The organism is Reichenbachiella sp. MSK19-1 (assembly GCF_003590315.1).
In the GTDB taxonomy this organism is placed as follows: Bacteria; Bacteroidota; Bacteroidia; order Cytophagales; family Cyclobacteriaceae; genus Reichenbachiella; species Reichenbachiella agariperforans.
Genome location: NZ_MIER01000016.1, coordinates 39,249 through 53,557 on the forward strand (window position 1 = coordinate 39,249; position 14,309 = coordinate 53,557).

A 14,309-nucleotide genomic window follows, 5' to 3' on the forward strand; every position below is an offset into this window, starting at 1 on the left:
ATCTAAACTCATGCGTATAGCCCTACATGGCAGAATCAATAGAGAAGACTCTATTCACTATCTCGAGCAAATCATCAGCGAGATAGAAGAAAACAACTCTGAAGTCATCTTCACAGAAGAACTACATATATCTACCAAAGGTCACTTTAATACCAACCGTTTCGAAATCATCGATTCCAAATTTGATCTCGCCTCAGTAGACTATTTCTTTAGCCTTGGTGGTGATGGTACATTATTAGAAACGGTCTCCAAAGTCGGCTGTCTAGAAACTCCCATTCTTGGCATCAATCTCGGCAAATTAGGCTTCCTTGCCACCATCAATAAAAAAGACATCAAAGAGGCACTTAACGGGTTCTTTGCAAAAGAATTTTCTTTTGACGAGCGAATGCTCATCCATCTCGACAGCAACAATAAAATATTTAATGGACAAAACTTCGCGCTCAATGAAGTAGCAATACTCAAACGTGACACCTCATCCATGATCATTGTTCACTGCTACATCGATGGTGAATTTGTCAATACATACTGGGCAGACGGAATCATGGTCGCTACCCCTACAGGTTCTACAGGTTACTCACTTAGTGCTGGAGGACCTTTGGTTCTTCCTCAGTCTGACAGCTTTATCATCACCCCCGTGAGTCCGCACAACCTGAACGTAAGACCTCTAATCGTCTCAGGCACGAGTATCATCTCTTTCGAGATAGAAGGCAAAGGGCGTTCCTTTTTGACCTCCTTAGATTCCAGGTCCTATAAAGTTGACAACTCGGTCAAACTATCCATTAGAAAAGAATCATTCGCCGCTAAACTAATCAAGCTCAAAGGATACAATTTTTTCGATACCTTGAGAGTTAAACTTAACTGGGGACTAGATATAAGAAATTAGTTTTCGCGAGATAAATATTTTTATTACTACATTTATGTAGTTTTGTAGCAACAGGTTGTATGAATTTTGTAATGAAGAACACACTAATAGTCACGCTTTTACTGGCTTTATTTATGTCTTGCATCCATGATGCAGAGGCACAAAGAAGACGTAAACCAAGGTATAGTTACCAAAAAAAGAACAATAGCAAGAAGTATTCTAACTACCGAGGGGGTAAAGTAGGGTACACAAATGGTGGCAACTCCAAATATGCCACGATTGGAATTAGCGCTAATATGAACAACTACTTTGGTGACATTTCCAATAACAATGGCAGGTTCAGTACTGACTACAAGTTCATCCCTGATGGATTCGGGATTACTGCATCCAAATCACTATATCCTGGCATATTCGCTAGAGCAGGCTTCAACTATGGTACTATCAAAGCATCTGACTACAGTACGGGTAGTAGTGATCCAGATGGTGATCCTAATGATTACGGAAGATACCAACGAAACTACCATTTCAAAAACTCTATTAAAGAGCTCTCCCTAGGCTTAGAAATAGACTTCTTCCCAACGAAAGGTGGCGCAAAAAACCGTTTTCCAATCAATCCATATATGTATCTAGGAGCAGCTGTATTTCACCATGCCCCTAAGGCCAAAGCTCCTGAAACGGACCAAGCAGGCAACCCTACAGGTCATGGAGGAGAATGGATAGATCTCCAAAAAATCGGTACAGAAGGACAGTATTCAGACTCACTAAACCTAAAACCATACAGTAAATTTCAATTTGCAATACCTCTAGGTTTAGGAGTAAAAATCAAATTGGCCAGAAACTTTGACCTCAATTTCGAAGTTGGTTTTAGATACCTATTTACAGATTACTTAGATGACATAGGGGGCAAATATGCGAACCTAGACTACTTCGGCAGTGACCATTTAGCTAGAGCGCTTTCGGAGCGTGGTGGCGAGGGTGTAGCTCTAATGGAAAACAAGCCACATGATGTACCTACAACCAGTACAAATACTAACTTAAACGTTAACGACCCTAGTCTACAGTGGGATCCTAATGCAAGTTCCTCCTACACCCATGGGTGGAACTATATTCCTGGCACGGACAGGGCAGACGCTAGTAATAAAGACTTCTTGGTGACAACTCAGATTAGATTAGTCTATGTCCTAGATAAAAAAGGAATGGCTAGAGGTAAGTTCAGATAAGTTTAAGACATCTTAGCATACGCTGTTATGAAATATAAAATTTTGCCGATTCTGTCGGCATTTCTTTTTTTGGGACAATTCGCTTTTGCACAACGTACAGAAGTCGGCATAGGAATCGGTGGCATGAGCTACTCGGGAGACCTCTATAGAGGCTATGATGTACTGAACCAAAACCTCGGTGCACAACTTCTATACCGAGTGAATTATGACAAAGATGTCAGCTTCAGATTTTCAGCACTTTATGGAAAAGTATCTGGAAGTGACGAACACCCATTCGACGCTCTCGGAGAGGTTAGAAATGCGAGTTTTGAACGAAGAGTACTAGAAGGAAGTGCTACAATAGAATTTCATTTCTTAGATTACAAGAATCCAAAATCCCTCATTAAATGGTCTCCATATATATTTGGAGGTGTGGGAGTAATGAAGATTTTTGATACTGGATCAGAGGATATCAGCGGCATTCAGCCTGTCATCCCGTTCGGAGGAGGGGTAAAGCATCTCATAGGTAGAAAATTCAATGTCGGGCTTGAGTTTGGCGCCAGAAAAACCTTTACCGATCAATTCGATGGGATATCCGATAATGAACTATTTGAAAAACCAACTTTTCAATTTGGCAATCCTGAAGACAAAGACTGGTATTACTTCGTAGGCGTGTCTGTATCCTACGTGATTTTCAAAGTACCATGTACCTATAAGTATCAACCAAACAAAACACTGTACCGCTAAGGAAATCCCTCTCTAGAGTTCATTTTCAGTAAAAAAAAGTACAACTTTGCGGGTTATTTAGAGATAAAAGCCAGAGCAATTCGGCATGAAGGAGAAGATTGATTCAACAAATATCCCAAAACACGTAGCAGTTATCATGGACGGCAATGGGCGGTGGGCCAAGCAACGCGGTGCTACTCGCCTGTTTGGTCACAGGAATGCCATTAAAGCTGTTCGAGACACAACAGAAGGCTGTGCCGAGATAGGGGTAGGACGATTGACACTCTATGCTTTTTCCACTGAAAACTGGAACAGACCCAAAGTCGAAGTAGATGGCTTAATGAACCTACTCGTCTCTACTATCAAAAAAGAGATACCAACTTTGATGAAAAACAATATCCGGTTGCAACCAATCGGGGACATCTCGCATTTACCAAAGGAGGCACAAAAGAACCTCGAGCAAGGGATATTAGAAACTAGCAAAAACGATGGCATGATTCTCTCCTTAGCTCTGAACTACAGTGGCCGATGGGAAATTGGAAAAAGTGTGAATAAACTGTTACAAAACATCAAGGATAACAAAATTGACATTGATCAAATCGACAACTCATATATCAATAGCTATATCAGCGAACACAGTACTCCTGACGTGGAACTAATGATCAGGACCAGTGGAGAACATAGAGTAAGCAATTTTTTGCTATGGCAACTCGCCTATGCTGAGTTATACTTTACCGACAAACTTTGGCCTGACTTTAGGAAAAATGATCTCTTCGAGGCTGTAATTGACTTCCAAAATAGGGAAAGAAGATACGGCAAAACCAGTGAACAACTAACGCAATAATAACGGCAGGAGCGTCGGCACATATACAATGAAAATCAAGTTATTATTTATACTTCTTATAACATGCACAGGTGCTTTTGGGCAGATTAGGTATGGCAACTACGGTAGAACCAAATCGGAAAACACCGTACGTATCAACTATTCCAACCCTAAAGAATACACTATCGCTGAAATCCAAGTAGTAGGTGCCGAATACCTCGACCATATCGCGCTGACATCCATCTCTGGGCTCAAAGTCGGTGACAAAGTGAAAATCCCTGGTGATGACATCACTCAGGCCATCAAAAAACTTTGGAAACAAGGACTAATCGGTAATGTAGAAATCTATGCCACCAAAGTAGAAGGCTCTAATATTTACCTCACTATTGAACTAACCGAACGTCCAAGGCTTAGTCGATTCAACTTTCATGGTATTACCAAAAGTGAAGAGTCTGACCTACGGGAGAAAATTAACCTTATCCGAGGACGTGTGATGACAGACGCTATTATCAAAAACAGCGAACTCACTGTCAAAAAGTACTTCTATGAAAAAGGATTTCTAAACACACAAGTAGATATCAGATACAGCCAAGACTCTATTATCAGCAATAGTGTCATGTTAGACATTGATATCGAAAAAAATAGAAAAGTTAAAATCAGAAACGTCAATTTCGTTGGCAATGAGAACTTCCCTGAGATGAAACTAAAAGGGAAAATGAAGAATACTGGAGAAAGACCAAGATTCAAAATCGCAGGAGCATTAATCGCGACGGGTATCAATGCCTTAAAGCCCAAAGACAAACGTGTAAAAATCAAAGACGAAGAAGATACTGCATGGTACAGTCTCACTAAACCACTGATAAACTTAGTGATTGAAAACGTTAAACTAAACGTTTTCAAATCTTCCAAATTCGTAGAAGAAAAGTACAAAGAGGACAAAGAGGCACTTATTGCATTTTACAACTCCAAAGGGTATCGTGATGCCTACATCGCAGAAGACACCATTGTCACCATAGACGAGAACTCTGTTGACATAGACATACGCATCGTTCCTGGTCAACAGTACTTTTTTAGAGAGATCACATGGACGGGTAACTTTATCCATGATGACAGAACACTTGATCAAATTTTGGGTGTAGAGCGAGGTGACATCTACAATATGGAATCTCTGGACAAGAAACTAAATTATAACCCGAACGGCCCAGACATCAGTTCGCTATACATGGACAATGGGTATCTATTCTTCTCCGTCAATCCAGTGGAGGTCAAAATTGAAGGAGACTCCATTGATGTGGAAATGAGAATCTACGAAGGGGCACAAGCAACTATACGTAAAGTGTACGTAACAGGTAACGACCGTACCAACGACCATGTGATCATGCGTGAACTCAGAACACTCCCTGGACAAAAATTCAGCAGATCGGAGCTTATCAGGACACAGCGCGAACTATCTCAACTTGGCTACTTCAACCCCGAAACAGTATCACCTAATCCGATACCAAATCCTGTAGACGAGACCGTGGATATAGAATGGTCACTAGAAGAAAGACCAAGTGATCAAATCGAGCTATCCGGTGGATGGGGTGGATCTTTCGGGTTTGTAGGAACCTTAGGACTGACTTTCAACAATTTCTCTTTGAGAAACTTGACTCACTTTGACAAATGGAGACCTCTCCCCGTAGGTGATGGTCAAAAGCTGTCTCTTAGATTGCAAGCCAATGGTCGTCAATTCCAGAGTTACTCTATTAGCTTCTCTGAACCTTGGTTAGGCGGTAAAAAACCGAAATCTTTCGGCGTGAGCTACAACTATTCTGTACAACGCAGTCTCAACCCCTACAACAGAAGAGAAATACTAGGGTCAATGCAGGTAACAGGTGTGACAGTTAGTTTGGGACAACGACTCAAGTGGCCTGATGACTATTTCACACTGAGTAACGCTGTATCTTACACAAACTACAACCTTTACCGATTTGGGCAGAGCCTAGGTTTTGATGAAGGAACTGGTATAGCGAACAACTTTACCTTCACTACTACGCTATCAAGGAATAGTGTCGACAGTCCGATGTACCCTAGAAATGGGTCATCAATCAGCTTGAGTTTAGCACTAACCCCTCCGTATTCTTTGTTCAACGATATAGATTATCAATCAGCATCTAACAACGATCGATACAAATGGGTAGAATATCACAAATGGATGTTTGACGCCAAATACTACATGCAGCTGGCTGGTAACCTAGTCCTATCTGCACGAGCACACATGGGATATTTAGGATCATATCAAAGTACTACAGGAATAGGTCCATTCGAGAGGTTTCAACTCGGGGGTGACGGTCTCACAGGCTCTAACTTCCTCTTGGGTAATGATATCATTGGACTCAGAGGGTATGACAACAACTCGATCACTCCTACCGAAACAGTCAATGGTAACGTGATCAGAGGAGGTACTTTGTACAACAAGTTCGTTTTCGAACTGAGATATCCAGTGTCATTGAACCCATCGGCAACCATATATGTATTGAGTTTTGCAGAAGCGGGTAACAACTGGCTCGACTTTACAGAGTACAATCCTAACAACCTCTACACCTCGGCAGGTGCTGGTGTCAGGATATTCATGCCCGCATTTGGTCTCTTAGGCATTGACTGGGGCTATGGTTTCGATCCAGACCCAAGCAACCCGAACGGGTCAGCTAGTGGTGGTCAGATTCACTTCTCAATCGGCCAAACCCTACGCTAGAATAAAAAGCAAGAATGAACAAATCATTAGCAAACAATGGACTAATTTTAAATCCTATGATGCGCAAAATGAAGAATATAATTAATTTCGGTTCGATTCTTGTAATACTGCTTCTATGTCAGTCAAATGCGCTTTTGGCACAAAAATTTGGTTACGTAGACACGGATTACGTGCTAAGTCAGATGTCTGAATACAAAGAAGCTAATGCAGAGATTGCAAAATTATCCAAAGCATGGGAAGCCGAAATACAAGAAATGTACAAGGAAATCCAAGCGCTGGAGACATCCTTAAAAGCAGAAGAAGTCTTGCTAACTAAGGAAATGAAAGATGATCGTTACAAGGAAATCGATCGAAAATGGAACGAAGTAAAAGAGTATCAGAATAAGATATTCGGATTTGAAGGCTTGTTTTTTCTCAAAAAGAAAGAACTCATCAAACCTGTTCAAGACAAAGTTTTCGAATCAGTAGAAAAAGTAGCAAAAGTTCATAGATTGCAGATTGTTTTTGACAAATCTGGTGATCTAGTCATGATATATACCGACCCTGTGCATGACTACACGGATTATGTGTTAGAAGAATTAGGGTTGGGTGATAAAAACGATGTAATAAGTAATAACTAATTAGGATAGAAATATGAAGATCAAATCATTAATCGCAGTATTGGTATTGGTATCTGTATCGCTTGGGGTTCAAGCTCAGGCAACCTCTTTCAAATTTGGATACACCAATGTAGAATATATATTGAGCCAAATGCCAAAAGCTAAACAAGTAGACTCTGAGTACAAAACCTACGAGTCTCAGCTTCAAAACCAATTGCAGTCAAAAGGACAAGAATTCCAAACTAAACTGCAAGAGTATCAGCAAGGAGCTGCTACAATGACTGACATCATGAGAGCTGACAAAGAGTCTGAATTGCAAAATCTACAAGCGCGATTGGAAAAATTCCAACAAGATGCGCAAGTGTCATTACAAAAAAAGCAAAACGAGCTGTATGCGCCACTTTTTGAGGAAATAGGAACAGCTATTAAGGCTGTTAGAACTGAGCAAGGGTTCGATGCTATATTCAGCACAGGTGTACCAGGCGTTGATATTTTATTGGATGCTGATGAGAAATTTGACGTATCAGATTTAATTTTCAAGAAATTAGGCATCACTCCTCCTACTACTGGCGGAGCAGGTAACTAATCAGAAGCTACAAAACGTTTTTAGGGCCTTGTTTAACAGATGTTAGACAAGGCCTTTTTTCTGTGCTACGTTTCCAACAAAGCAATAGTGCAGTCTATATTCCTGAGAATTGCTTCATTATTCAAATACTTTTTCTATGCAGTATAGAGATAGCGTTTCCATGAGCAACAATAGAGAATATCAAACACTCACGCACCCTCTAACAAATTAAACAGGTATTGAATTTCACTCTAGCATAATTGATTGATCCAAAACAATCGCAACTGGTACAAGACAACAAATGTGATAGTATTAGCCAAAGACAATCTCCTAATTTATTACTATAGTAATATCCCTAGAATCAATCCAAGTCCAATCAAAACAGGTGCAGGGATCTTAGTATAGATGAGAACCAAAATGGTAGACAAGACAATACCAATGTTAAGATAGCTCTCATACCCAGGGAAAGAAAAATCTATCAGTGGTAAAAGCAATAACAAAGCAGCTGCTAAAATCATACCCGCACTTACTGCATTGACTCCATCTAAGGAGGCCTTTACAATTCTAAATTTCTTTAATTCATCCCAAAAACGAATCACAAAGAAGATCAAAAATGCACCTGGTAGAAATACGCCCACGGCAGACAGAAAGCCGCCTAAATATTGACCTAAAACACCATACTCCCTCATAGATACAGACCCTACAAAACCAGCAAAAGAAAATACGGGACCAGGCACTGCCTGTACCAAGGCATAGCCAGACAAAAACTCTTCTGATGACAAATACCCCTTGAACTCTACAAACTCCGTAAACAGGAACGGTACGAGCACTTGCCCCCCACCAAATATCAAACTACCAATTCGATAGAAATTCTCAAAAAGATCTATTCCTCTCCAATGTGTCACAGCACCTAAACCTGCAGCTCCTAATAACACAGCTCCCCAAAGAAAGAAATTAGCCCATTCTATATTGATCCCCTCCTTCTCTTCCTTTTGCTGACGTTTGTAATTGACACCTGTAATTGCCCCTCCGATTAAAATCAAAGCGGGAAAAACATAGGGTGTACGGATGAGAAAACTACTAACAGCAGCAGCGATCATCAGGCCAATCGCCAACCTAGTGTGAATCACTTTTCTAATGATTATATATGCCGAGTAGCTAACGATCCCTACCGCCGTTGGCTGTATATACCTCGTGAAACTCAACGATATATCATGCTCCTCCAAAGACGAAATCAACACACCAGCCGTAGACATAATGATAAACGCAGGGATGATCCAAACTAAGAGTGTTAAATATGCCAAATTTGGCCCTCCTACCTTGAAGCCTATCGCGGTAAGTGTCTGAGTGGAGGTAGGACCTGGCAAAAATTGACAAAGCGCATGGAGCTCTATAAAATCCTTCTCGTCGAGATATCGTCTCTTCTTGACCATCATATCTAGCATCATAGCAAAATGAGCCTGTGGGCCACCGAATGCAGTCACAGCTAAGATGATCACATCTCTCAAAAAAATATAATATCGAACTTTCTTAATGGTCATTTTTTCAACCCAATCTCAGCGAGACGCTGATGCAAAAACTCTCCCGCAGTGATATCTTCGTATTTTTTTGGATGTTCGTCATCTACACACCCCGGCAAACAGGTCAAGTCCATTTCCGATCTTGGGTGCATAAAGAACGGAATAGAAAAACGAGATGTCCTCATCAGTTCTCTTGGTGGATTGACCACCCGATGTATTGTTGATTTCAATTCATCATTGGTGTGCCGAGCCAGCATATCTCCTACATTCACAATGATCTGCTCAGGCAGGGCGGTAATAGGTATCCACTTGTCATCTCTACGCTTGACCTGGAGTCCATCCGCACTAGCCCCCATCAGTAGCGTGATCAAATTAATATCACCATGCTCCGCAGCACGTACTGCATCTGCTGGTATCTCCTCAGGGTTGTCTATTGGGAAATAGTGAATCGGACGCAGGATACTGTTGCCATTATGTACACGACTTTCGAAATAGTCCTCTTCCAAATCAAGATACAGCGCAATTGCTCGCAGCATATTTTTACCCGTCGATTCTAAGGTTTTGTAGGCCTCTGACGCTACATTCTCAAATGCGACCACTTCGGCAGGCCATATATTATCTGGATACTGTTCCTTGATAGGATCATCATCCTCTACTATTTGTCCAACGTGATAAAATTCTTTTAAATCCCCTGTCTTTCTACCTTTCGCGTGCTCCTTGCCCTTGCCGATGTATCCTCTCTGACCAAACAACTCTGGCACTTCGTACTTTTCTTTGACCTCCGTCGGCAGGAAAAAAAAATCCTGCACACATTGATATAGATTTTGAACCAAGGCATCGGATAGTCCATGATTTTTTATTGCCACGAAACCAATGTTGGTATAGGCACGACCCAGTTCAGCTACGAAATGGGCTTTAATGTCTGGATCTGTGGATAAAAAATCTGCCAAATCCAGTGACGGTATCTCGTCATATAGATGCTCACTCATGTCATTTTGATTTGAAGTAGTTGTTGTTCATTTCGACTGTTAAATTAATATATGTTCACCAGATTGAGGGAGACTACTTAAACAATTGTGACAGCACCGTCATTGATTTTAATTCCCCAAACCCTTCAATGTGCTGACCATAATAGTTGACCATATAACTAAGACAGTCCTTCCTCAGCCTATTGTCCAATACTAGCGGAGCATTAAGATCATGATTGTTCATATACAATATACTATCATAAATCTGATTAAAATCTGTATTGACACGCTGGAGTATGTTGTCCTTTTCGAGTTCTGATTTTTGGTGGATCCCAAAACCAATAAAATGGGTCAGGTGGACCATCAAATACACATGCATACTTTCATATCCATTGGTTCTCTGATCCAGCAGCATGATAAAATGACATAAAAATTCGAAGACTATTCCCCGTTGATCTTCCTCCCTGAGGACTTTGTGCAGCAGCTCCGTCACAAAGAGAGCGATAGACGACTTCTTGACCTCAAATGGGATACTCGAAAGCGTATAGGCAGACTTGTACTCTGATATTCGCTGCAGCTGATCGACCTTGTTGTCCTTGTGATAGACTACCATATCCAATAGTGTAAGAGGCTGTAGCAGCGCCAGGCCCTTCTTCGATCTCTGGCTTCTCACCCCATTGATGATATAGGATTGTAAACCGAATTCGTCAGTATAGATGCGTGCGATGATCGAACTTTCGCGGTATTTGATATAGTTGAGGACTATTCCTTTCGTCTTATGTAGCATGTGCTAAAAATTTGACTTAGCGAAATTCCAATTCAGCAACTGACACGCGATCATACAGCTCATAATTTTTCTTTGGGATCAAAATCCTCATAGAAACATTTTCTACATCTCGCTTCGTACACATTCTTCTCCCCCAACATCACCTTGTCCTTGGTCGCTGACAGCCGATACGAAAACGAAGCGACACTCCCGCACTTCATACAAATCGCTCGGACTTTGGTGACATACTCAGCTATGCCCATTAGTGCTGGAATAGGCCCAAATGGCTCTCCCTCAAAGTCCATATCCAAACCAGCTATGATTACGCGCTTACCTGAGTTGGCCAGCTTACGTGATACTGCTACAAGCTCCTTGTCAAAAAACTGCGCTTCGTCTATCCCCACCACATCTGAGTTACCTGTCAACAGCAGGATATCATCGGCAAACTGCACTGGGGTCGATCGTATGGAGTTTTCATTATGCGACACCACATTCGTATCATGATATCTCGTATCTATAGCAGGTTTGAAAATCTCAACCTTTTGATTGGCAATCACGGCACGGTTGAGCCTACGAATCAGTTCCTCTGTTTTGCCTGAAAACATAGACCCACAAATCACCTCTATCCAACCTGATGACTTGGCACCCATAGCACCTCCCTGATCAATCCCTGGTTCTATGAACATAGCTTAATCTTCCGAATATTCGAGATGCATAAATTTATTTTCTTCCGCCACCTTGATCACAACATCTCCGAGCACGGAGCATTGACATGCTAGCCTTTCGTTAGGCTGAAGGCGACTATTAGCCCTAAATTTTTCTTCCACAGGGGATAATTCCGAAAGCTGGTCTGAACCTTGTAGCACGATAGCACGACAGGTCGTACACCGACCTTTGCCTCCACAGGCAAACATCCAATCCACATGGTTTTGATGGATCAGTTCTAAAAGGTTTTTATCTTCGTCGTTGGTGAAAATTTCCTTCTTGTGAAGGTTTTGTATAACGATTCTCAGCATATTCTATAACTTTACAAAAGAAGCAATTATTATGCACGGTAGCAAATTAAATCCCCAAGCCAAACACTCCTTCATTCACGATTATAGCCAGCTCATATTGGACGATTTTTTCGGACAAAACGAAGCAATCAGCGGGCAACAAATCATTTCTCTCACTTCCATCAAACAAGTTAACTTCTTTATTTTAAAGGTACTTTTTGAGGAATGGCAGGAGGAGACCAAAAAATTCAAAAGCCCATATTTTAACTACCAAAACGAAGAGGTGAGTCATGCCCTTCACACCTTGGTCAACACGCTATCCAAGCACATTCATATCCAAAAGGAAGATCTAAGACCTCTACTAGAGCGGGCTGTCACAGAAACCATAGACTACCTCTATACGCCGAGTGATTATCTGCTACAGGAAGCTACCAAACTGAATTCTACTGATCTAATCCAAGAGTTAAAAAATCTAGGAAAATATATCAAGCTCTATAAAGACCTGTACGATGCGATCATACAGAATCTGGAAAAGGGCATGTCAACAGATGCACCTGTTCTAAAAAGTGTAATTAAAAACGGGGTAGAAAATTACGCGCTCAATCAAGAAGAGCAACAGGAAATAGAGGTACTCTTCAGTACCGTGACTCCTTTTGATCTCTTAGAAAAAGAAACGCCTGTAGAGCCAGTAGCCTCCGAGCCTGAGACAGCAGAAGAAGTAAATTTCTTTGATACGCTAGAAGAACTACCCGAAGAACCCGTTCATGTCTCACCAGCACCTATAGAACCAGAGCCGCAAAAAGAGGAACTCATCACAGCACCTGAAGAAAGGCCTAGTCCAATCTATGAAGAAGACTCGATGGTAGAGGAGTTCGAGCCAGAGGTTGCACCAACCACATTTGAACCTGAAACTCCTGTAGAAGAAAAACCTAAGAAAAAAGGCACTTCATCTAAGCCTAACTTGAACGAGCAGTTTGCTCCACAAGACATACGTACACTACACCAGCGCTACGAAGAATCAGGAGAGCAAGCAACGATCGCCTCATCCCATGAGTCCAAACCTACGCCAGAATTGGTCAGCTCTATCAGTATCAATCAGCGTTACCTGTTCATCAAAGATCTATTCGAAGGAAACGAAAAAGACTATGAAAAGGCTCTTTACCAAATGGAGACAAGCAAGTCTTTTGATGCATCAGTAGAACTGCTCGTTCAAAGCTATGCTAAAAAATACGCTTGGGACATGAACTCTGATGAGGTGAAAGAGCTGCTAAAAGTGATCTTTAAACGCTTTAGATAAATACGCTATCTCACTAGTACCTGCATCCTATTGGCATCTAAAGCAAGTAGGATAAAAAGCAAAACAGTAAATGACCAGAGGGACGACCCCCCGTAGCTAAAAAATGGGAGGGGAATACCAATTACCGGAAACAAACCTATGGTCATGGCTATGTTCACAGCGAAGTGAAAGAAAATAACGGCCAACACGCCATAGCCATATACACGAGCAAATTGTGTCTTTTGTCGTTCGGCGATAATTGAAATTCGTATCAGTAGGGTCACAAATAAAACAACCATCACCAAGCTACCCATCCAGCCCCATTCTTCTCCCAGCGTACAGAAGATAAAATCTGTACTTTGCTCTGGCACAAAATCAAACTTGGTCTGAGTTCCTTGTAAAAATCCTTTCCCAAAAAATCCACCCGATCCTATCGCAATTTTGGACTGTGTCACATTCCATCCAGCACCTAAGGGGTCTGCGTCAGGATTGATCAATGATACGACCCTACTACGCTGATGAGGTTTCAGAACATTTTTCATAATAAAGTCTACACTCGTCACCGTTGCAAAAATTCCAAAACCTACTACCACAGTGATCAAAATGCGTTTCGGATGCTTCACCGATGCTCCGATTATCACCAAACAAAGTACACCTGCCGTAATAAAGATTACAGTTTTGCTCACCAAAAGTGTCAGCACAAACAAGACAACTAATCCAATCGCCAGTATAAAATAAATCGGGGAGAGCCCTTCTCTAAACAGTATAATAGCAAACGCAGCAAATACCATAGCAGAACCAGTATCCCCCTGCATGACGATTAGTACCATAGGCAAAAACATAATACCCGCAGCAATCAGTTGTGTCTTGACATTCGTCATCTTGACATGAATATCACCTAGGTATTTCGCTAATGCCAAAGCTGTGGCGAACTTGCTAAACTCAGATGGCTGAAACCTGAAGCCACCGATCTGAAACCATGACGTAGATCCAGCGACTTCACGTCCAAACAAGAGTACCGCGATAAGCAAAAACACCATCACACCATAGATTATATAACCAAAGGAGTCAAAAAATTTGTAGTCCAGACTAATCACACCAATGATCAGCAGAATAGAAGTACCTATCCATACCAGCTGCTTACCGGGATTGAAAGACAAAGAGAACATACTAGATGCCAGCTCTTCTTCATAGACTGCTGCATAGATATTCACCCAGCCTAGTATCACCATGGCAAAGTATAGTAGGACCACTGTCCAATCAATTCGATCTAATA

General features: G+C 41.4%; 14 protein-coding genes. 8 read left to right on the forward strand and 6 right to left on the reverse strand.

All coding sequences use genetic code 11. The features are described from left to right. Positions 1–10 precede the first annotated feature (10 nt). The 7 genes from BGP76_RS12910 to BGP76_RS12940 all read left to right on the forward strand — a co-directional run bounded on the left by BGP76_RS12910 (position 11) and on the right by BGP76_RS12940 (position 7,529). Positions 11–883, forward strand: coding sequence for an NAD kinase (locus BGP76_RS12910; protein WP_119845018.1), 873 nt, complete (start codon positions 11–13; stop codon positions 881–883). Positions 884–954: 71 nt separating this feature from the next. After that, positions 955–2,082, forward strand: a complete 1,128-nt coding sequence (locus BGP76_RS12915) for a DUF6089 family protein (RefSeq protein ID WP_158584273.1) — start codon at positions 955–957, stop codon at positions 2,080–2,082. Between the two features lie 27 nt (positions 2,083–2,109). After that, the gene (locus tag BGP76_RS12920; RefSeq protein ID WP_139281044.1) at positions 2,110–2,808 is read left to right on the forward strand and encodes a DUF6089 family protein; all 699 of its coding nucleotides are present in this window, start codon (positions 2,110–2,112) and stop codon (positions 2,806–2,808) included. Between the two features lie 85 nt (positions 2,809–2,893). Then, positions 2,894–3,631, forward strand: a complete 738-nt coding sequence (locus tag BGP76_RS12925) for an isoprenyl transferase (RefSeq protein WP_073123990.1) — start codon at positions 2,894–2,896, stop codon at positions 3,629–3,631. A gap of 28 nt (positions 3,632–3,659) precedes the next feature. Further along, positions 3,660–6,344 (forward strand): outer membrane protein assembly factor, encoded by a 2,685-nt coding sequence (locus tag BGP76_RS12930; RefSeq protein WP_119845020.1) that lies wholly within the window; start codon positions 3,660–3,662, stop codon positions 6,342–6,344. Positions 6,345–6,358: 14 nt separating this feature from the next. Further along, positions 6,359–6,964, forward strand: a complete 606-nt coding sequence (locus tag BGP76_RS12935) for an OmpH family outer membrane protein (RefSeq protein WP_245816853.1) — start codon at positions 6,359–6,361, stop codon at positions 6,962–6,964. Positions 6,965–6,977: 13 nt separating this feature from the next. Further along, positions 6,978–7,529, forward strand: coding sequence for an OmpH family outer membrane protein (locus BGP76_RS12940; RefSeq protein WP_073123986.1), 552 nt, complete (start codon positions 6,978–6,980; stop codon positions 7,527–7,529). A 320-nt stretch (positions 7,530–7,849) separates the two neighbouring features. Here BGP76_RS12940 and chrA read toward each other — a convergent pair whose 3' ends face one another. The 5 genes from chrA to BGP76_RS12965 form a co-directional block, all read right to left on the reverse strand. Then, a complete protein-coding gene (chrA, locus tag BGP76_RS12945) occupies positions 7,850–9,049 on the reverse strand; it encodes a chromate efflux transporter (protein ID WP_073123983.1) in 1,200 nt (399 codons plus the stop codon). Beyond that, the gene (locus BGP76_RS12950) at positions 9,046–10,017 is read right to left on the reverse strand and encodes an isopenicillin N synthase family oxygenase (protein WP_119845021.1); all 972 of its coding nucleotides are present in this window, start codon (positions 10,015–10,017) and stop codon (positions 9,046–9,048) included. The genes chrA and BGP76_RS12950 overlap by 4 nt, the downstream gene beginning before the upstream one ends. A gap of 73 nt (positions 10,018–10,090) precedes the next feature. Then, positions 10,091–10,783: a DNA repair protein RecO gene (gene recO / locus BGP76_RS12955; RefSeq protein ID WP_119845022.1), complete on the reverse strand. Its 693-nt coding sequence runs from the start codon at positions 10,781–10,783 to the stop codon at positions 10,091–10,093. Positions 10,784–10,842: 59 nt separating this feature from the next. After that, a complete protein-coding gene (locus BGP76_RS12960) occupies positions 10,843–11,448 on the reverse strand; it encodes a thymidine kinase (RefSeq protein WP_073123978.1) in 606 nt (201 codons plus the stop codon). 3 nt (positions 11,449–11,451) lie between these two features. Further along, positions 11,452–11,778 carry a 2Fe-2S iron-sulfur cluster-binding protein gene (locus BGP76_RS12965; RefSeq protein WP_073123976.1) on the reverse strand — a complete coding sequence of 109 codons (327 nt, stop codon included), beginning with the start codon at positions 11,776–11,778 and terminating at the stop codon, positions 11,452–11,454. Positions 11,779–11,809: 31 nt separating this feature from the next. On the opposite strand from BGP76_RS12965, the gene BGP76_RS12970 reads away from it, so the two are divergent. Further along, positions 11,810–13,054, forward strand: coding sequence for a hypothetical protein (locus tag BGP76_RS12970; protein ID WP_119845023.1), 1,245 nt, complete (start codon positions 11,810–11,812; stop codon positions 13,052–13,054). Positions 13,055–13,059: 5 nt separating this feature from the next. Here the strand turns inward: BGP76_RS12970 and rodA are convergent, their stop codons facing one another. Next, a complete protein-coding gene (rodA, locus tag BGP76_RS12975; protein WP_245816852.1) occupies positions 13,060–14,286 on the reverse strand; it encodes a rod shape-determining protein RodA in 1,227 nt (408 codons plus the stop codon). Between the last annotated feature and the right edge of the window lie 23 nt (positions 14,287–14,309).